The following is a 19,304-nucleotide window of genomic DNA, read 5'->3' on the forward strand; positions in this document are numbered from 1 at the left end:
TCCAAGAAGCCGTCTCATAACTCCAGCGAAGATGGATCATCATGCGCATAATGATTACCGGCATCCCGTCATATTTGATGCGGACCGTCGAAAGCGTTTCCGGGGCGAGCGTGAAGCATCGCCCCTATTTCGAACCCATCCGCACGAAGAAGGATGTGATCGATCAGGTCAAGAAGATTGCCAATACGGGCAATTATCTCATCGGTGAGGGCGCTGCCAACGCCGTGCGCGGCCACGACGTGACCTATGTTCCGTTCTGGCATCTGGCCAACAGCCTCAATTCACCGGACACCTATGCGAAGCTCAATGAGAGCTTCGACCTGTGCCTGTTCGCCTCGGCCAATCTCTTGCGCCCGGGCTATGCGGCAACGACCGAATCCTTTGTCTTTGAAAAGCTGAACATGCCGATTGTCGTCATGGGCATCGGTATTCAGAAGAAGGAAAATCTGAAGGAGGAGCTGCCGGAAGGTACGCGCCGCTTCCTTGAAGTTCTGCGTCGCAAGGAGAGCTTTTTCCTGACACGCGGTCATTTCACGGCTGAATTCCTGAAAGATGCGGGCATGAAATATGTCCGCCCGACCGGCTGTCCGTCGCTCTATTACGCACCGGATCAGATGAAGCGCTCGCTGAGCCGTCTTGCCGATCCAAGCCTCGCGGACGCACAGAAAATCTCCTTCGGCGGTTATCTCGGCAGCGTTGCCGATACGATTGTCGATGCGCATGCACTGCTCGAAAAGGACAGTGTCGCAAGCTATGTCATTCAGGACGAAGTGATCGTCTACAATATGAACATGGCCGGTGAAGACCATTCCGAAGCCTATGATCAAGCGGCAAGCCGTATCACGGCCCCCGTCGATTACAAGCATATGGAAAAATGGCAGCGCAAGAATGAGCTGCTGGTGTTCTTCGATACGCACAAATGGCGCAGCTGGATTTCCAGTCAGGATTTCGGCCTGAGCCGCCGCTTCCACGGCACGATTATCGGCATGCAGTCCGGTATCCCGGGACTGATGATCGCCGTTGATGATCGTATGCGCGAAATGCTGGGCTTTGTCGGCTTTCCGCATATCGATGCCAGCGTCTGGAACCGCGAACCGCAGAAGAAGGCTTATCTGCGCGACTTCCTTTCCAAGATCGATGTGCCTGCCGCCATCAATCGTTATTCGGAATGCGAAGCTAATTTCAACGGCGCGTTGAAGGATATCGGCATAAGATGAAACGGACGGTCAGGAGCACCGGGGGCAGAAAACGGGCAATCGCAGCGCTTTTGGGTGCTGTCCTGCTCGGCATCGTGCCGAACGGCGCTCTTGCCGATACGCGCTTCGGCGTCAACCGCGTCAATATGGCCTGGTTGCCTGCCGCTGAGCGCGGACAAATATTCGACCAGATGGTGAAGAATGGCGTTGTCGCTGTGCGTCTTTCGCTGACGCGACCCATCGACCAGAGCATAGATGCAGTCCGGCTTGCGCATGAAAAGAAACTCGCCGTACTGCTGGAAGTCTCGCTGAACAATGTGGATTTTTATCCGGAAGGCACCAAGCCGCGTTCCGGGCGCGGACGCATTTGGGACATGTACCGGCTATCGGACATTGATCCGATACGTTTCCAGACAGCGATTGGCGATGCGCTGCAAAAGATCGACGCGCTTGGCGTGCCGCTCATTGGCGTTGAGACCGGCAATGAAATCAACTGGGGCGCCTATAATGGCGATCTGGCCATTCTGCCGAGCGAAAAGACAAAGACCGCTCGCTCGTTGAGTGAAATGGAAGAACTGCCGCTCGTGGAGAAGGGCGCGGAGAAATATGTCGAATTGCTGCGCGCCGTTCGTGCCGAACTGGCGAAAACCAGGTACAACACAAGCGCCAAGGTGGTTTCGGCGGGGCTTTCGGATATCCCCTTTGCCGATGCGGATCGGCGCGGGATCGATACGGTCGATCCGGCGGTCTTCACCGATCTTCTGAAAAAGCATGGCCTCGATACGGTGGCCGATGGCTATGGCATTCATATTTATCCCGGCAGCAGTGGAACGCGGGCGGCGCGGGCAAAGCATGTCGACAAGGCGCTTTCTTTCTGCGGCGGCGCGGATGGAAAGCCATGCTGGATCACCGAATGGGGCTTTGCCAACAAATCCAAGACCTGCCCGGCAGATGACGATAATCGCCAGCAACTCATCGAAAAGGCGCGGGAACACTTCCGCCAGATGATGGATAGCGGCCAGATCGCGGCCGCTTATTATTTCGATTGGGATGAGGGAACATACGGCGTCTGGCGCTGCGGGGCTCTGACTCCGGCAGGCCAGACCGCAACGGTGACGAAATGAAACTCAAGACTGTAATCATTGGCGGTTCCAACACCGTCATGCTGCCCGGCTATCTGCCGACCCTGCTTTTTACCATGGCGCGCCGCGGGGGGGGGCTGGGTATTGTAGCGGATCTCGCGGTTGGCGGCACGACGAGCGCCTTCGGCCTTTACCAGCTGAAGATTTTCGAGCAGCTCGAAGATTGCGAACTGCTGCTGATCGAATATGCGATCAATGATGCATTTGTTTATGGCGATGAGCGCAGGCCTTTCCGCCATTGGGCGCGGTTCTATGAAGGGATTATCCGTTACGCGTTGGAACGCAATCCGAACCTGCGCATCGCAACGCTCGTCTTCGGCGCGCGCAACGGGTCGTTTCTGAACTCGGTTCCCTCCATTGATGCGGGCATTAATTATATTTCGCAGTGGTATGGCACGATCTGCGCCGATGTCTCGCGCATGCTGATGCAGCAATATGGCCGCGATGCCGTGACCCACCCGTCTTTCTATCTCGATCAGGGCCATTATTCGCGCCCCGTCGCTACCGCCATCGTTGCCAATCTGATTGCCGATGTGCTGGAACCGGCGCTTTCCGCGCCCCATCGGCCAAAGGCGCTGCCCTTTGCCATCGATCCGGACCATTTTGCCAATGCACGCGCGCTCAGCGGCGTGCAGCTTAGCAAACGTCTGGGGCGCGTTCCAGTGGAGTATAGCAACCGCCGCTTTTCCATTTCCGCCCTGAACCTCGGCAATGAGCGCATGCGCTTTGAAGTGGAGAACGGCCAGTTGCTGGCGGTTGGCTATGTCTGCGATCCACGCACGTCACCGCTTGATGTGCGCATCGGTGACGAGTTGCACCGCGCTGCCATGATGAAAGGCGGTGTGCGTGATGGAACCTACAAGTTCCTCGCCTCAATGCTTAGCTTCGAGTTTCTCTATGGTGCCAGTCTGCTTGATGCGCGGGGCAATGTGGCGTTGACACTTTCTAGTGCGGATAGTGATGTGGAGCATAAGCTGCACGTTCCGAAAGACAGTGTTCGTCAGGATGAACTGCCAGCTGAACCGGTTTTGCCGATCTCCGGCATATTGTTCTCCGGCAATCTGAAAGTCATGTCTTTGGAAAAGAAAGTCGTGATGAGCGAGCCCATTTCGGAAGCTGCGCAATAGACATTACTCGACGAAAATCTTGACGCTTGCCGCACGGCCCGCGGAATCGATGACGGTCAGGGTTGAATAGCCAGTACCGTCCGGTTGCCAGGTGGCGGTGCGGCGGCGTTCAGGTTCTGCGACGGGCTTGCCGTTGGCGAGCCAGCGAAACGGTGCGCGGCCACCCTGCAATTTCAGCACGAGCGGCGATGCGGTTTCAGTCAGTGCTTTCAAGTCCACATGTGCGCCTTCGGGCGGAAAGATAATGCGCGGCGCTGGTTCTGTTGCCGCCTTCAACACCGGAAGTGGATCGCTGGCCGATGAAAACCGCGTCTGCGTTACCGGCAGGTCTGCACGTGCCGTGCGGAATGCTCCCGCTGGCGCGCGCGGCAACGGCACGGAAACCACGCCCGACTTGACGAATGCATCAAACAGGATCGGCGCGGCGGACGCATAGCCGGCAAGCCCCGGCACGGAGCCGCCATCGGCGCGGCCAACCCATACGCCGAGAACATAACGCCCGTCATAGCCGACCGACCACGCGTCGCGATATCCATAGGATGTGCCGGTCTTGTAGGCGAGGCCCCGGCGCGGTGCACCTTGCGGCGGCACGACACCAGCCAGAATATCTCCGATCTGCCATGACGCCTGTTCGGTGAGAATGGGGCCGGAGGGTTGTGTCGGCTCAGCCGTTTCGGTTCCGTCGCGCAAGGCGGCGCCACGCCCGCCATTGGCAAGCCCGGTATAGAGCTGCACCAGATCGCGCAGGCTGATCCCGGCGCCGCCAAGCCCGATGGCGAGACCGGGCGGCTCGTTCTTCGGCAATTGCAGATTGACGCCCGCCTGCCGGAAGCGCGTGGTCAAACGGGCAGGGCCAATAGCATCCAGCAGGCTGACGGTCGGCACGTTCAGCGACATTTGCAACGCCTGTCTTATGCTGACATCGCCCTGATAGCTCATGTCGAAATTGCGCGGACGATAACCGGCAAAGTCCTGCGGGCGGTCTTCGATAATGGTTTCCTGCGCGATCATGCCCTGTTCGAAGGCAAGCCCATAGATGAAGGGTTTCAGCGTCGATCCGGGCGAGCGCACGGCGCGGGTCATATCGATCCAGCCTTGCCGTCTGCCATCGAAATAATTCGCCGATCCGACTTCGCCAAGAATATTGCCATTGCGGCTGTCGGCCAGAACCATGGCCACCGAAACTTTAGAGCCGAGTTTCGATGCCGCCTCCCGGGCCGAAGCTTCGAGACCACGCTGGACGGATTTCTTCAGCGTCAGTGTGTGACGGGCTTCAGTCGGCGCTTTCTTCAGCGCCAGATCGGCAAAATGGGCAGCAAGTGCTGGCAGAGCATGACGCGTGGCGGAAATGGCCTCGCGCTTGCCGCGTTGGGCTTCGTCGGCGGTCAGAACATCGGCCTGAACCATCCGTGTTAAAACGCGATCACGCGCTGCGCGCGCGGTGCTGGCGGCGCGGTCCGGGCGACGACGTTCCGGCAATTGCGGCAGGGCGACCAGTATTGCGGCTTCCGATGTGGTAAGCCGCAGCGGTTCCTTGCCGAAATAGGCAAGTGACGCCGACCGCACGCCTTCTAGATTACCGCCATAGGGGGCGAGCGTCAGATAGCGCTCCAATATTTGGTCCTTGCTTAGACGGCGCTCAATCTGCACGGCGCGGGCAAGCTGGCGGAATTTGGAGCCGAAGCTGCGGCTTTCGCGTGGTTCAATCAACCGGGCGAGCTGCATCGAGAGGGTGGAGCCACCTGACACGATACGCCGGTTACCGGCAAGCTGCACCGCTGCGCGCGCCAACGCCCATAGATCGATACCACTGTGATCGTAGAACCGCTTATCCTCATAGGCGATCATCATTTTCACGAATTTCGTGTCGACATCTTCAATGCGCGTGTTGAGCCGCCAATAGCCGTCCGGTGTCGCATAGGCCCGTAACAATTCGCCGTCTCGATCCATCACTTCGGTGGAGATGGTCAGGCGTTCAGGTAAGGGTGGAGGAAAAGCGCGGTCAAGCCAGTCAAGGCTGACCGTCGCAAGAGCGGCGATGCCGAGAATTGCGGCACCGCCAATCGCTATTTTCCAACGCCGTTTCATGTGTTGATCATGGCCTCACCGAAAACGGTCAGGGCGCAGTCACCTCCATCATTCCGGTCGAAGTGCGGGCGGAATATTGCGGACGGTACATGTCTTCGACGGTGGCCGCGGGATGGGTGTAAAGCCCCGGCGTTACCGCACGCACCACATAAGCAAGTACGATCTGCTTTTTCTCGCCTGCCGAACGGTCGAATGCTGCGACAAAGCGATCATCGCGGAATTCGAGATGCGCGGCTTCGGTGCTTTCAAGCCACGGGAAATTGCCGAGATCGGCACTGGAAACCAGACCCGGATTGTCGATCTCCAGACCGGCTGGCAGAAGATCGGTGACCAGCAGGCGCGACTGCCATTGTTGCAGATCGTCGATCTTCAGCACCACAACGAAACGCTCGTTCTGGTTGATGCTGGTGATATTCGCTTCCTGCCCGTCGAGCGTGTAATAGGCGCGCTCGATGTTGAAGCCTTCGCCACCGGCAGGCAGTGATTGCGCAGGCGGCGCAACGGCTGTCACCACGGCGTCCACGGCATCGCTGCCCCGGTTCGTTACGACAAGCGGCTGTGCTTCAAGCGCGTTGCCGTTGACGCGTTCGGAGAAAGCGCCTTCATGGGCCGTGCCGTTAATGTCGAGATTGATCGCGGCATTGTTCTCCTTGAGACCACGGGCTGCGAGTAGCATCCAGGCCTGATCCTGCGTGCTGAGATATTTCGCCTGGTCGCGTTCGTAACCAACCAGCGTGACGAGTGATGGCAGCACTTTCGGTGCGGGCTTGCTTTCTGCGGCCAGTGCCAGCATGGCCGCACCATCACGCAACCGCGAACCATAATCGGAGCGATTATAGTCGAACGCTGTGTTGGTGCTTGCGCGGTCGAGGGCGACGTTGAACACCCGATCCGAACGCTGCTGGTCGCCGTAAAGCGCCAGACCTGCGGCCAGCTGGGCAATTGCCATCGGGCTTGCAAAGTTATCGAGCTGCGTATCCGCGTAGTAACGCAGATCGCCGACTGATGCCTTCTTATTGCGCGCCAACACATAGAGCGAATAGGCGATCTCGTTGCCGCGATCCTTGGCGTCAGTCGTATAGCCAAGCGCGTTTTGCAGGTTCGACAGCGCCGAAAGCAGGGCTTCCTGTGGAACCACATAACCCTTTTCCCGGGCACGGGTGAGGAAGTCGGTGACATAGGCGTCGAGCCAAAGATCACCAGAACCCGGTCCCCACAGGCCGAACGAACCGGACGAAGACTGATAGCTCAGCACGCGATAGATGGCGTCCTGCACGCGCTTCTTCAGTTCGTCCTGATCGCCAAGACCAGCACTTGCTTCGGAGCCAGCCGCCATTTCGCTCAGATAAAGCAAGGGGAGGGCGCGGCTCGTCGTCTGCTCGGCGCAACCATATGGATAGCGGTCGAGCGCCATCAGAAGCGACGGCACGTCGAACGCTGCGCTGCGGGTGATACCGACGCTGACGAAAGCACCGTCGAGCAGGCTTTCCGACAGCAGGCCGCCATCAATCTTGAGGCTGCCGCCATTGGCCGGAAGGCTGACCACCTGACGCGTCGTGACCGGCAGATCGACCGGGCGCACCGGTAGCGACAAGTTCTGTTCGATGGATAGTCCGGCATCATTGGCAAGGCGTATCGTAATATTGCCCTGTCCCGTCTTCTGCGCGTTGAGCGGCACGGCGACCGATTGGCGTTTGCCACCGGCAAGCGCAAGCGTGTCAGGATAAGAGCCGATTTCCGTGCCGAGATTGTCGCTCGTTTCGACGCTCAGACGGTAATTTCCGTCAGGTGCGTCCGTATTGGCGATATCGAGGCGCAGTGTTGCCTGATCACCCGGCGCCATGAAGCGCGGCAGGCCAGCCGTAATGACAACCGGATCGCGCACGATCACATCGCTGGATGCGTGGCCCACGGCCTTAGCTGTCCAGGCCACGGCCATAACGCGGACGGTGCCGTTGAACTGCGGGATATCGAAATCAACGGTTGCCTTGCCATCGCTATCCAGCTCGACAGGGCCAGAGAAGAGAGCAACCAGCTTTTCGGTCGGCGGGCTGCCTTCCGCAGCCATGTTGCCGCCGTCACCGCCGGTGCGCAGCTTGCCGGTGGTACCCAGCGAACCGTCGATAAGGCGTCCATACATGTCGCGCAGTTCAAGGCCAAGCTGGCGCTGGCCGAAGAACCAGTTTTCCGGGTTCGGGGCCTGATAACGGGTCAGGTTCAAAATGCCGACATCGACGGCGGCAACCATGACATAGGCCTGCTCGCCGCCAGCATTTTCCACCGAAACGGGAACCGAGAGCGTACCGCGTGGAGTGATCTTCTCCGGTGGCGTCAGCGTGACGGCCAGTTGTTTGTCGGCGGGATCGACCTTCAGCCATTTAAGGCCGATGGCGCGAGCCGGCATGCGGCTTTCCTGCGCGCTGCCCGGACGGAAGAGCGTTGCGGTGACATAAGCGCCAGCGCCCCAGTCTTCGCCAACTGGAATGTCGATGGTTGCACCGTCAGCCGATACGCTCTCGCTGATGGTCGTCAGCAGCTTTTCCGCGCCGATGGTGATCAGCAGCTCACCGGCAAAACGCGGGCTGACCTTCAGCTTCGCGGTTTCACCGGCTGCGTAATGATCCTTGTCGAGCGCGATTTCGAGACCGTCGGGCGTTTCCGTCGAAGTCGCGGCCACATACCAGCCTGCGTCGAATTCGTAGCTCGAAGCCGGACCGGATGCATCGCCGGTTTCGATTTCAAGGCGATAGCGGCCCCAGTCGACCGGCTGGGTGATGCTGGCTTCCGCATCGGCCTTGAGGTCAATCTTGCCGGTTGCGACCGACTTGGTGAAGGTGACCGGCTCGTAGTTCCAGCTATTGCCGCTGCGATACCATTGGTAATTGCGCTCAACCTTTACCAGCGACCAGACGGCGCCATCAAGGTTGGTGCGGTTGCCCTTGGCATCCGAAGCGATGAAGCTGAATTTTGCAGTGCCGCCTTGCGGAACTTCGTCACCGGAGAAATCCGGTCGGATGCCGATCATCGATCCTTGCGGACGAACAGCAAGGTCGAGCTTGCGTTCCACAGCACGACCGCCGCTTTCGCGCATGCGAACGGTGACGGCTGCATTGATCAGACGGGTGGTGGATGGCAGGTCATCGATCACGACCGGGAAGGTCGCCTTGCCATCGTCGCCTACCTTGGGCAACTGATCCAGCGGCAGGCGGGTGGCTTCGCCCAGACCTTCGTCGGCCAGCCCGAAATAATAGCCCTTGAAACGGTCCCAGTCGCGCTTGGTCGAAAGCGTGACTTCGCCTTCCAGCGCCAGTCCGGCGGCGGGCGCACCATAGAGGAAGCGGCCATCGACGGTTACATTGGCAGCTTCGCCGCTGGCGATTTCCGGCTTGTCCGATGTCAGGTCGAACTCGATGCGGTCCGGCACGAAATCTTCAACCAGGAACATCTGCGAGGCGACCGCCGGTTGCTTGGGGTCGGTGTAGATGTTCAGGTTCCATGTGCCGCGCATGGCATTGGCGGCCAATGTCAGGTCGACGGAATGCCCGCCAGCCTTGCTGCTATCCGATACAAGGCGACGATCTTCCACGCCGTCCGGGCGTGTGAAGATGAAGGTCAGCGGCAGATTATCCACGGCGAGCGACGCATCATCCCGGGCAAGGGCTGCGGCATGAACCACTTCGCCTGCACGATAGATGCCGCGTTCGGTCCAGGCATAAACGTCGAGCGCTTTCGGGGCGGCACGACCGGTGACACCGCGGTCAGAAAGATCGAAGCCTGCGCGCGCCATGTCGAGGAAGACGAAATCATCTTCACCCTGATTGGCCATCAGCACGGCGGGAACCATGCCGTCGGAGCCACGGGTGAGGCCTGCGGTAAAGGTGGCGCGGCCGTCGCTGTCGGTGGTCGCTTCACCAAGCACTTCGTTATTGCGAGCCAGCAATGTCAGCTTGACGCCGGAAAGCGGCTCCGCCGCTTCGAGCGAACGCGCGAAGATATTGATGCCGTCCTGACCCGTATAGGTCGAAAGCCCGATATCCGAAACGACGAACCATTGCGTCGCCTTGGTGTCATAGCTTTCGCCGCTCGCCTTGATCGGTTCTGCCGTCAGCACATAGACGCCGGGCTTGCGCTGCGGCAGTGCTTCATCAATCGGAAAACTGGTGGTGACTTCCTTGTTCAGCTCACCGCCAGCCGTTTCGATCTCGCCCTCCCAGACCGGTGCGCCCATCTGGTCGGAAATAGTGCTGACGTCATAACCGTCGAGCTGACGCAGAAACTGATAGCCGGACAGAAGCTGCGCCAGCGAGCGATCTCCGATGCGATAGAGCTTGACCTTGGCCGCATCCATATTGACGCTGACCAGCGGAATGCCGCGACGCGCCTTGGCAGGCAGCACAAAGCTGTCGCCGGTAAAGCGTACCGATGGTGCACGGTCCTGCACATAGACGGAAAGCGTTACCGGCGCTGGCAGTGTTTCGCCAATGGCGGCAGGCAAACCGGCGCGGAAGGTGACGCTATAGGTGTGGCCATGTTCCAGACCTTCGACGCAGATCTGGCGATCCTTGGCTTCAATGGCCTTGGGTGCGGCGCTGTCCAGCGTCACGAAGGTCGAATAATCGGTGCCGCTCTTGACCAGTTCTTCGGAAAACTGCGCGCAGATGCGCGGCGATGCGTTGTCGTTATCGACACTGTGGTCGACGATGCGGAAACCTTTGCGTGCCTTGAGGTCTTCATAGGCAGCGCGAACGGAAGCCGAATTGACGAGATTGAGGCTCGCATCATAGGCCTGAAGGGCAGGACGGGACAATTCGCGACGGTCAAGCGCCTGCGCCATCGCATTCAGGGCATCGGCGCGCGCGGCCTTGCTGCGCGAAGTCTGATAGCCGTTCCATGCTGCCGATGTGGCGTCGCGCTTGAACTTGGCCGTCTCTTCGCTGTTGGAAGGTTCTGTTGCCAAAGTGGCGAGAGCCAACCCAGTCCAGAGCGTGCTGTCGTCGGGCGAAGCGCCGGCTGCGGCGGCAAATTTCTCCATCGCCGTGCGCGGGTCGCTATTGGCGAGCGCCGTGGCCGCATCCGCCTTCAGCGTGCTGAGGCCTTCGTTACTGTCCGCAGCCAGAATAGTGGTGCGGAAACGGCGGGCTTCATCGACAAGATTTTCGGCGAAGAAGGTAATGGCCGGTGGTGCGCCGATATCTGCCTTGGCTGTATCCCTGGCCGCGCCCGATACGACCTTACCGGCGATGGAGCCAACTGAAGGATTGAGCTTGTTGAAATCCGTCTTAAGGAAGCACCATTTGACCTTCGGATTATAGGTGAAGGCGCGGCAGGCATTGTCACCGAGGCAGGTGCTCTTGCACTGGTCCAGCGTCACGTTCTTCTGGGTGCGCAGGTCGAAGCCGAAGTAATCGCCATCGTCGGTGATCTCGATACGGCGCGTTTCGGCGGCGTTCGACGGAGCGGGCGCAATGGCAAGCCCGGCAGTCAAACCGGTGATTGCACAGAGCGTCAGAAAAACCTGTGCCCAAAGCGGGCGTCCGTGCTGCCGTTTGAAACCGTTAAGCATTTGCCTCTCCTTGCGATTTCGGTGCCCGACCAATGTCCCCTGGCAGAGCGGAAAGAATCCGCGTCATGTGAAGCTTGCGCACAACCCTGAGTCAAGCTGCTTCGCTAATATATACAATGTTCTATTATCATCACCCGCAATTATGACGGCTGTTCTGTGACGTGCAAATTGAATGAGACGTGTCGCGATTGAGACTGAACCTTACCGCCATCGCCGTTACGCTTTCAGTTTCTGGCATCTTCGTTTGTTGTCCAACCTGGAGGAGGTAGACATGAGCAGGAACCGTGGCGTCGTCTATATGCGACCCGGAAAAGTCGAAGTCCGTGATATCGAAGACCCGGTGCTGGCTGCACCCGACGGGAGGAAACTCGGTCACGGTGTCATTCTCAAAGTCATCTCCACCAATATATGCGGGTCGGACCAGCATATGGTGCGCGGACGCACAACGGCGATGCCTGGACTTGTGCTGGGTCACGAGATTACCGGCGAGATCATCGAGAAAGGTTCCGATGTCGAGATGCTCGAGGTCGGCGACATCGTTTCCGTGCCGTTCAATGTCGCCTGCGGCCGTTGCCGTTGCTGCAAGGAGCAGGACACGGGCGTCTGCCTGACCGTCAATCCGTCACGTGCTGGCGGCGCTTACGGCTATGTCGATATGGGCGGCTGGATCGGCGGGCAGGCTCGCTATGTCATGGTGCCTTACGCCGATTTCAATCTGCTGAAATTCCCGGATCGCGACCGGGCGATGGAGAAGATCCGCGATCTCACCATGTTGTCGGATATTCTGCCGACCGGCTTTCATGGCGCGGTGAGGGCGGGGGTCGGCGTGGGATCGGTGGTCTATGTGGCTGGTGCCGGTCCGGTTGGGCTTGCAGCCGCAGCCTCGGCGCGAATTCTCGGCGCCGCCGTCGTGATGGTCGGAGACTTCAACAAGGAACGTCTGGAACATGCCCGCAAGGTCGGTTTCGAACCGATCGACCTTTCAGCCAGCGACCGTCTCGGCGACATGATCGCGGAAGTGACCGGTAGCAACGAGGTAGATAGCGCCATTGATGCCGTGGGCTTCGAGGCCAGAGGCCATAGCGGCGGTGAACAGCCGGCAATCGTGCTGAACCAGATGATGGAAATCACGCGCCCTGCCGGTTCCGTTGGTATTCCGGGGCTTTATGTGACGGAAGATCCGGGCGCTGTGGACGGTGCGGCCAAACAGGGCAGCCTGTCGCTCCGCTTCGGGCTCGGCTGGGCCAAGGCGCAGTCGTTCCATACCGGTCAAACGCCGGTTCTGAAATATAACCGGCAATTGATGCAGGCGATCCTGCATGGGCGTTTGAATATTGCTGAAATCGTCAATGCGGAAGTCATTTCGCTTGAAGATGCAGCAGCTGGTTATGAGAGTTTTGATCAGGGCGTAGCGAAGAAGTTTGTTCTGGATCCGCACGGTATGCTCGGCAAAGCCGCGTAACCCTGCGAAACACGGAAGCGCTGTGCCCCCGCGCAGCGCTTCTGTGGTCGCCTATTCCGCGCAGTTTCGCTAAAACAGCAGGTGGTAGCGACGATGCGGAGATTTCAACATGACCGATATTCGCCTCAAACGGATTTATGATGCGCCGTCAAGCGATGATGGCTATCGGGTTCTGGTCGATCGTGTCTGGCCGCGCGGTATGACGAAGGAGAAAGCCGCTATTGATCTTTGGGCAAAAGATGTTGCCCCGTCCACGGAACTTCGCAAATGGTTCAATCATGATCCGGCGAAGTGGAGCGAGTTTCAAAAACGCTATCTTGCCGAACTGCAGGATAAATTGCCTGACCTCAAAGCACTGGTTGCAAAGGCCGGCGATGCGCCGTTGACATTGCTCTATGGCGCGAAGGACGAGGAACACAACCAAGCCGTCGTGCTGCATGAATTCATGCAGAGTTTATGATTAAACAAATTTGAGAACCCCTACACCGAAAGCGCGATCAGATCACGCCGGATCGTGTCGCCATTGCCTTGCGAAAGGTTCTTTTCGATCTCTGCATGGGTCGCGGTCCAAATGGGAACGGCGGCAGCCAGCGCTGCTTTCCCGGCGGTCGTCAGTTGCAGCAGGCGCTCACGACGATCTGCGGGGTTGACCAATATTTCCACCCAGCCCTGCCTTTGCAGTGGTTTCAGAGCTGCGGTAAGGGTGGTCTGATCCATTGCCAGCAATTCAGCCACCGGCTTCATCGGCGGCGGCGCGGGTCGATTAAGCGACATCATCAGTGAAAATTGCCCATTCGTCATGCCAACCGGACGAAGAGCCTCGTCAAATCGCCGCGCAAGCGCGCGAGCCGCCCGCTGGACATGCAGGCAAAGGCAGGTATCTCTAACCAAAATGGTTGTTGCAAAAGGAACTTCGGCAGTGTTTGACATGATCCATTAATATTGATATCAATGTAAATCGTCAAGCAAATATCCCGATATAAACTGGGCGTTTTACCATCCGGGGGCGGAGGAGGACTTGCATCATGAATGAGGTCGTATCCCGCGAAATCTGGCTCGAGGCGCGCCGCGCGCTGTTGGCTAGAGAAAAGGAAGCGACGCATCTTCGCGATCGCGTCAATCAGGAAAGACAGGCATTGCCCTGGGTCAAGGTGGAAAAAGACTATGTCTTCGACACCCCGGCTGGGCGTCGAACGCTGGCAGAGCTTTTTGACGGCCGCAGCCAGTTGGTCGTCTATCATTTCATGTTCGGGCCGGAATGGGAGCAGGGCTGTGTTGGCTGTTCATTCCTCGCCGATAATCTCGATGGCGCACTGGCGCATCTCAACAACCATGATGTTACGCTTGTCGCCGTATCGCGTGCACCGCTCGCGAAGCTTGAAGGCTATAAGCAGCGCATGGGCTGGCATTTCCCATGGGTGTCGTCCTATGGCGGCGATTTCAACTTTGATTTTCATGTGTCGTTCGACAAGGCCGAGATCGAAGCAGGGCGCGTCTTCTATAATTTCGACAGACTGGCGCCGGAACAGGCGCATGACGAATTGCCAGGCATGAGCGCCTTTATCAAGGCCGATGACGGCACGATCTATCATACATATTCCAGCTATGCGCGTGGCATTGAGGAGTGGATCAGCACGCTGATGATCCTCGACCGGGCGCCGAAAGGGCGCAATGAAGATAGCACCATGCATTTCGTAAAACGGCACGATGAATATCGGGCGCCAGCGGCCAAACACAGCTGCTGCAGCTGAACGCTGAATTCAAATTCTGGGAGGAATGACAATGAATAACGGAGCATCACCGTTCGTCTGGTACGAACTCATGACTGAAGATGCCGCCGAGGCGGCGAATTTTTACAGTAAGGTCGTTGGCTGGACCAGGAAAGATTCAGGCGTCCCGGGCGTGAATTACACACTGTTTGAAGCACCGGGCTGTGCCGTTGCCGGTATGATGGCGCTTTCCAGCATGCCGAGCGGAGATTGCGAGGCAAAACCCGGCTGGCTTGGCTATATCGGCGTGGCCGACGTGGATACCATGTCGGAGAAGGTCACCGCCGCAGGCGGCAAAGTCCTGCAATCGGCTCATGAAATTCCAAGCGTCGGGCGATTTGCCGTCGTGGCAGACCCGCAGGGCGCGGTCTTTGCACTCTTCGAGCCGAAAGACCCGCCGGAGCCGCCAGCTGATTTTGGTTCGCGGAAGGTTGGCCACCCCGGCTGGCATGAGCTTTACGCCAGGAACGGTGAGGAAGTCTTTGGTTTTTATGAGAAAGTGTTTGGCTGGAAGCTCTCGCGCGACTTCGACATGGGCGCAATGGGCAAATATAAGATATTCAGCATAAACGGTGCTGACGCGGGCGGGATCATGACCGCACCGCCAAATGTGCCGAACGGCTGGGGCTTTTATTTCATGGTCGACGGGACGAGCGCAGCTGCCGAACGCGTGAAATCGTTGGGCGGTAAGGTGACATTCGGACCGACAGAAGTGCCAAACGGCGAATGGATCATCCAGTGTCTCGATCCAAAGGGCGTGGCTTTCTCGCTGGTTTCAGCGAAATAATAAAGACCTTGCGCGGAAGCGCATGAAAAGTTCAAAATGACAGGCGGCTTCTGGTTCTAAATCAGAAGTCGTCTTCGTGATGATAATGGCGCAGATAGGCGAATGCTGTTCCCACCAGGATCGGCAGAATCAGAATTCCCGTCCAGAATATGATGTTGCTCATTTTCTCCCTCCCTGTTGCCCTCAAACCGAAACGGTAGCCTGAGTCAGTATGCGGGCACTTCAAACAACGCGGAAAGCGGACATTTGTTCCAGTCTTGGCTGTCGTTGCGTAAAGCTATTGCCATTCCATCCGCGTTTGAGTAAAAGTGCGCATACATCAAGAGTTGGGGAGACGCCCAACGCCAACCTGCCAATCCGGGCAAGGTGGTACTCCCTAACAAGGGAGGATGTGGCCAAACCGGCAACTATGCGGAGAAAGCCACTCGCGTCTACCTGACAGAACTAGGGACCGACGCGATCATGCCGATAAAAATTCCTGACGATCTGCCAGCAACCAGTGTTCTCCAGGCCGAGGGCGTTATGGTCATGCGCGAGGCGGATGCCGTGCGTCAGGACATTCGGCCTCTCCGCATCGGTCTGCTCAATCTCATGCCCAACAAGGCGACCACCGAAACGCAGATTGCCCGCCTTTTGGGCGCAACGCCGCTTCAGGTGGAGTTGACGCTTGTGCGCATTACCAATCATGTGGCACGCCACACCTCCGCCGATCATATGCTCTCCTTCTATCGCCCGTGGGAAGATGTGCGTGACGAGCGCTTCGACGGCTTCGTGATCACCGGCGCGCCGGTGGAACGACTGAACTACGAAGAGGTGACCTATTGGGATGAGCTGCGACGCGTTTTCGACTGGACGCAGACCCATGTGCATCGGTCATTGAATATCTGCTGGTCGGCGCAGGCTGCCGTCTATCATTTCCATGGTATGCGCAAGTATGAACTGCCGGCCAAGGCATCGGGCGTTTACAGCCAGCAGAATCTTGCGCCGTCATCGCCTTATTTGCGCGGCTTCTCGGATGATTTCACCATTCCGGTTTCGCGCTGGACGGAAGTGCGCAAGGAAGACATTCCACAGGACAGCGGCCTGAATGTTCTCGTCGATAGCGCCGAATCCGGCCTTTGTCTGCTGGAAGACACGCGACATCGCGCACTGCATATGTTCAACCATGTCGAATATGACACCACATCGCTCGCCGACGAGTATTTCCGCGATATTCAGGCCGAGCCTGAAACCAAGGTGCCTGCGAATTATTTCCCGGAAGACGACGCCACGCGCCCGCCGCAAAACCGTTGGCGTGGCCACGCGCATCTCCTGTTCGGCAACTGGATCAATGAAATTTACCAGTCAACGCCTTATGATTTGGAAAATATCGGCAAGAAGTGATTGCCACTGAATACAGAAAACCCCGGAACTTCCGTTCCGGGGTTTTTGTTTGAGATGAAGCGAACTCAGCTGCCGACGCGATCGAGCCAGCGATGCCATTCGGCTTCGGAGCCGTGGAACACGTTCAGGTCGATCTTGTTGCTCACGCCCTGAGACAGACCCGATCCCGAATATTGCCAGAACAGCCATGGGCGTCCCGGATAGACCTTGGATGGATGCTGGGCGACAGCGCGTAGCCAGAACGGATAGTCGTTGAACGCGCCTTTCAGATTGTCGTCATAGAAATCCGGTGCGGTATAGATGACCGGTCGCTTGCCGTAATGGCGCTCCAGCTTGTCCATGAAGACCTGCATCTTCTCGCGCACCTGTTGCGGGGATGGGCGGCGGCGGCAGGCGGAATCGCCATTCCATTCCACGTCGATCACCGGCGGCAGCGCATCGGGGTCTTTCGGCACATTGCGGATGAACCAATCGGCCTGTTCGCTGGCGACACGGCACCAGTAGAAGAAGTGATAGGCGCCGCGCTTGATGCCTGCTTCCTTGGCCTCACGCCAGTTCTTGCGGAACATCGGATCGAGATGATCGCCGCCATCGGTCGCCTTGATATAGGCGAAGTTCGCGCCTTGCGTGCGCAGTTTCGGCCAGTCGATATCGCCCTGCCAGCGCGACACGTCTACGCCGTGGACCGCGAGTTTACGCGGCGATGCACGGCCAAAATTGATGGGCTTTGCGTCACGGAAACGGTGGCTGTAAATTCTGGTGCGATCTTGTGCCGTGCGTGTTTGCGGTTCCAGACGCACGGCCGGATAGGCCGCAACCTGTGGAGCAGGCATGCGAGGCGCTTCAGTTTGTGGCGCTGGTGTGGGCATCTGCGCGACGGGACGCTCCTGCAATGGCGCGCGCGGTTGTGGCGCAACAGGCGCAGGCGGCTGGACCTTGAACGGTCCGCCATCTGGAACAGGCCCGGCCCAGGCGAGCACTTCTTCCTGAGGCGGGAGCGGTTGGGCGCGCGGCGCGCTTGCCGTTTCGGTTACGGCTGCGGGCGGAACCGGCCTCACGACAGAACTGGTCACCTCTGCCGAGGGTTTCGGCTGAAGCATGATGCTGTCGATGCCGGAACTCGATGTGCAGCCCGAAAGGGCGGCGCAAGCGAGCGCAATGGCAGACACGACCAAAGAACGCGAAGGCGAAGAACGCATAGGCACCCGTACTCAAAACAAATGGGCTGCAACGCTCTCCCGAGTCATTGCTCAGACAAGATTACCGGCAAAAACTGAATCCAAAGTTTACGAAAGTGCTAACGCACGCGGTTCAAATTGAGCTTTCGAGGATTTTTATCAGTGCTGTTGCAGATTTCTCCAAAGGGGTTTCATCAAAGCCTGAGAAACCAAGGATAAGTCCCTGTCTTGGCTTGAAAAAACTATAGAGGGGTGAGAGAGGCTGCACCTCTATCCCACTGCCTGCGAGTTTTTGCGTAAGCGCTACATCGTCATGCTGGTCGGAAAGCGTCAGCAGCAATGTTAGGCCAGCAGGCGGCGCTTCGATCATGAAAAGCGACGATTCACCGGGCGACAATGCCGCGATAAGCCTGTTGCGACGGGACGCGTAAAGGCGGCGCATTCGCCTGATGTGCTGGGCGAAGGCACCAGTTTCGATAAACTGCGCCAGTGCCGGTTGCGCAAGGAGCGATGGCGGCGGAAAAAGCTCCTGCCGGAGGGTGCGAAATTTGCCGGTCATCTGCGGAGGCACAACTAGGAAGCCGAGCCGCAAGAGGGGCGAAAACACTTTCGAGAAACTGCCGATATAAAGAATGCGGTCGCGGTCGAGCGACATCAAGGCCGGAAGCGGCTGGCCGATATAGCGGTGCTCGCTGTCATAGTCATCCTCGATGATGAACGCATCGCTCTCGCGTGCCCAGGCAATGAGATCGAGCCGCCGCGCCAGCGGCATGGTCACACCTGTCGGGTGATGACGGGCAGGTGTAACAAATGCGGCGCGCGCATGCGGGGCGGTTTGTCGCCCCGCGGCGACGTCCAGTCCATTGCCATCGACAGGCACCGAGACGACGTCAATTCCCTGACCGCCGAGAATGTTACGGGCAGGTGAATAGCCCGGTTCTTCCATCCAGATTATGTCGCCCGGCGTAAATATCGCTTCGCGGAGTAGCGAAAAAGCGTCGGTGCTGCCGCCGGTAATCAGAATTTGCGCGGCGTCAACCGCCATGCCGCGCCATTCATGCAGATGGCGGGCGAGAGCAGCGCGCAACGGCAGATAGCCGAAAGGGTCGTGACCGCTCAGCAGGCTGGCGGCAGGGTTGCGCCAGATGCGCCCAAGCAGCTTGCCCCATTCCGCATGGGGAAAATGATCGCTGTCGAATACGCCTTGCTGAAAGGGCTGCGGGGATTGCGCTGCCTTTATGGGCGTCCTTGCAGGACTGAAAGCCCGGGTTGGACCGGTTTTCAATGCCACATCCGGCAATTGAGCTGCCACGCGCGTGCCTGAACCGTGCCTGCCTTCCAGATAGCCTTCCGCGATCAGCTGGTCATAAGCTGCCAGTGCCGTGGCTCGCGACACGCCCAATTCTTCGGCAAAGGCACGGGTGGAGGGAAGGCGGCTTTCGGGCTTCAGCCTTCCGGTCAGAACGGCCTGTCTTATCTGCTCGGCAAGCTGCATAGCGAGCGGCGTTTCACTCGTCCGGTCAATTCCGAACTCAGAGATTGATGCAATAAGTGGCATGGTTCTTTATTATTAAAGTGGTTATTTTCCACATACCACTATGGCGGCATT

General features: G+C 58.4%; 13 protein-coding genes and 1 riboswitch. Of the genes, 8 read left to right on the plus strand and 5 right to left on the minus strand.

All coding sequences use genetic code 11. The annotated features are described in order from the left end of the window. Nucleotides 1-41 precede the first annotated feature (41 nt). The 3 genes from JAU75_RS17765 to JAU75_RS17775 are packed head-to-tail and all read left to right on the plus strand — an operon-like array spanning nucleotide 42 to nucleotide 3,465. Complete coding sequence (locus tag JAU75_RS17765) at nucleotides 42-1,217, plus strand: polysaccharide pyruvyl transferase family protein (protein ID WP_199057807.1); 1,176 nt, start codon at nucleotides 42-44, stop codon at nucleotides 1,215-1,217. Next, nucleotides 1,214-2,320, plus strand: coding sequence for a glycosyl hydrolase (locus JAU75_RS17770; protein ID WP_199057808.1), 1,107 nt, complete (start codon nucleotides 1,214-1,216; stop codon nucleotides 2,318-2,320). Before JAU75_RS17765 ends, JAU75_RS17770 begins: the two co-directional genes overlap by 4 nt. Continuing rightward, nucleotides 2,317-3,465 (plus strand): SGNH/GDSL hydrolase family protein, encoded by a 1,149-nt coding sequence (locus JAU75_RS17775; RefSeq protein WP_199057809.1) that lies wholly within the window; start codon nucleotides 2,317-2,319, stop codon nucleotides 3,463-3,465. Before JAU75_RS17770 ends, JAU75_RS17775 begins: the two co-directional genes overlap by 4 nt. A gap of 3 nt (nucleotides 3,466-3,468) precedes the next feature. On the opposite strand, the gene pbpC is transcribed toward JAU75_RS17775, so the two are convergent. Together pbpC and JAU75_RS17785 are read right to left on the minus strand one after the other, a co-directional pair. Beyond that, complete coding sequence (gene pbpC / locus JAU75_RS17780; RefSeq protein WP_199057810.1) at nucleotides 3,469-5,553, minus strand: penicillin-binding protein 1C; 2,085 nt, start codon at nucleotides 5,551-5,553, stop codon at nucleotides 3,469-3,471. A 28-nt stretch (nucleotides 5,554-5,581) separates the two neighbouring features. Continuing rightward, the gene (locus JAU75_RS17785) at nucleotides 5,582-11,116 is read right to left on the minus strand and encodes an alpha-2-macroglobulin family protein (RefSeq protein ID WP_199057811.1); all 5,535 of its coding nucleotides are present in this window, start codon (nucleotides 11,114-11,116) and stop codon (nucleotides 5,582-5,584) included. Nucleotides 11,117-11,387: 271 nt separating this feature from the next. Here JAU75_RS17785 and fdhA point away from each other — a divergent pair, with 271 nt between their 5' ends. Beyond that, nucleotides 11,388-12,578 (plus strand): formaldehyde dehydrogenase, glutathione-independent, encoded by a 1,191-nt coding sequence (gene fdhA / locus JAU75_RS17790; protein ID WP_199057812.1) that lies wholly within the window; start codon nucleotides 11,388-11,390, stop codon nucleotides 12,576-12,578. Between the two features lie 109 nt (nucleotides 12,579-12,687). After that, nucleotides 12,688-13,038 (plus strand): DUF488 domain-containing protein, encoded by a 351-nt coding sequence (locus JAU75_RS17795; protein WP_199057813.1) that lies wholly within the window; start codon nucleotides 12,688-12,690, stop codon nucleotides 13,036-13,038. A gap of 20 nt (nucleotides 13,039-13,058) precedes the next feature. Here the strand turns inward: JAU75_RS17795 and JAU75_RS17800 are convergent, their stop codons facing one another. Next, the gene (locus JAU75_RS17800) at nucleotides 13,059-13,508 is read right to left on the minus strand and encodes a MarR family winged helix-turn-helix transcriptional regulator (RefSeq protein WP_199057814.1); all 450 of its coding nucleotides are present in this window, start codon (nucleotides 13,506-13,508) and stop codon (nucleotides 13,059-13,061) included. A gap of 92 nt (nucleotides 13,509-13,600) precedes the next feature. Here JAU75_RS17800 and JAU75_RS17805 point away from each other — a divergent pair, with 92 nt between their 5' ends. From JAU75_RS17805 to metA, 3 genes are all read left to right on the plus strand, one after another. Further along, a complete protein-coding gene (locus tag JAU75_RS17805; RefSeq protein ID WP_199057863.1) occupies nucleotides 13,601-14,329 on the plus strand; it encodes a thioredoxin family protein in 729 nt (242 codons plus the stop codon). Nucleotides 14,330-14,360: 31 nt separating this feature from the next. Continuing rightward, complete coding sequence (locus tag JAU75_RS17810) at nucleotides 14,361-15,134, plus strand: VOC family protein (protein ID WP_199057815.1); 774 nt, start codon at nucleotides 14,361-14,363, stop codon at nucleotides 15,132-15,134. 311 nt (nucleotides 15,135-15,445) lie between these two features. Continuing rightward, nucleotides 15,446-15,555, plus strand: a riboswitch (SAM-I-IV-variant riboswitch). A gap of 41 nt (nucleotides 15,556-15,596) precedes the next feature. Next, nucleotides 15,597-16,517, plus strand: coding sequence for a homoserine O-succinyltransferase (metA, locus tag JAU75_RS17815; RefSeq protein WP_199057816.1), 921 nt, complete (start codon nucleotides 15,597-15,599; stop codon nucleotides 16,515-16,517). A 65-nt stretch (nucleotides 16,518-16,582) separates the two neighbouring features. Here the strand turns inward: metA and JAU75_RS17820 are convergent, their stop codons facing one another. Both JAU75_RS17820 and JAU75_RS17825 read right to left on the minus strand, forming a co-directional pair. After that, the gene (locus JAU75_RS17820; RefSeq protein ID WP_199057817.1) at nucleotides 16,583-17,716 is read right to left on the minus strand and encodes a GH25 family lysozyme; all 1,134 of its coding nucleotides are present in this window, start codon (nucleotides 17,714-17,716) and stop codon (nucleotides 16,583-16,585) included. A gap of 112 nt (nucleotides 17,717-17,828) precedes the next feature. Further along, nucleotides 17,829-19,253, minus strand: coding sequence for a PLP-dependent aminotransferase family protein (locus JAU75_RS17825; RefSeq protein ID WP_199057818.1), 1,425 nt, complete (start codon nucleotides 19,251-19,253; stop codon nucleotides 17,829-17,831). Nucleotides 19,254-19,304: the final 51 nt, after the last annotated feature.

This window comes from Ochrobactrum sp. Q0168, assembly GCF_016427605.1.
In the GTDB taxonomy this organism is placed as follows: domain Bacteria; phylum Pseudomonadota; class Alphaproteobacteria; order Rhizobiales; family Rhizobiaceae; genus Brucella.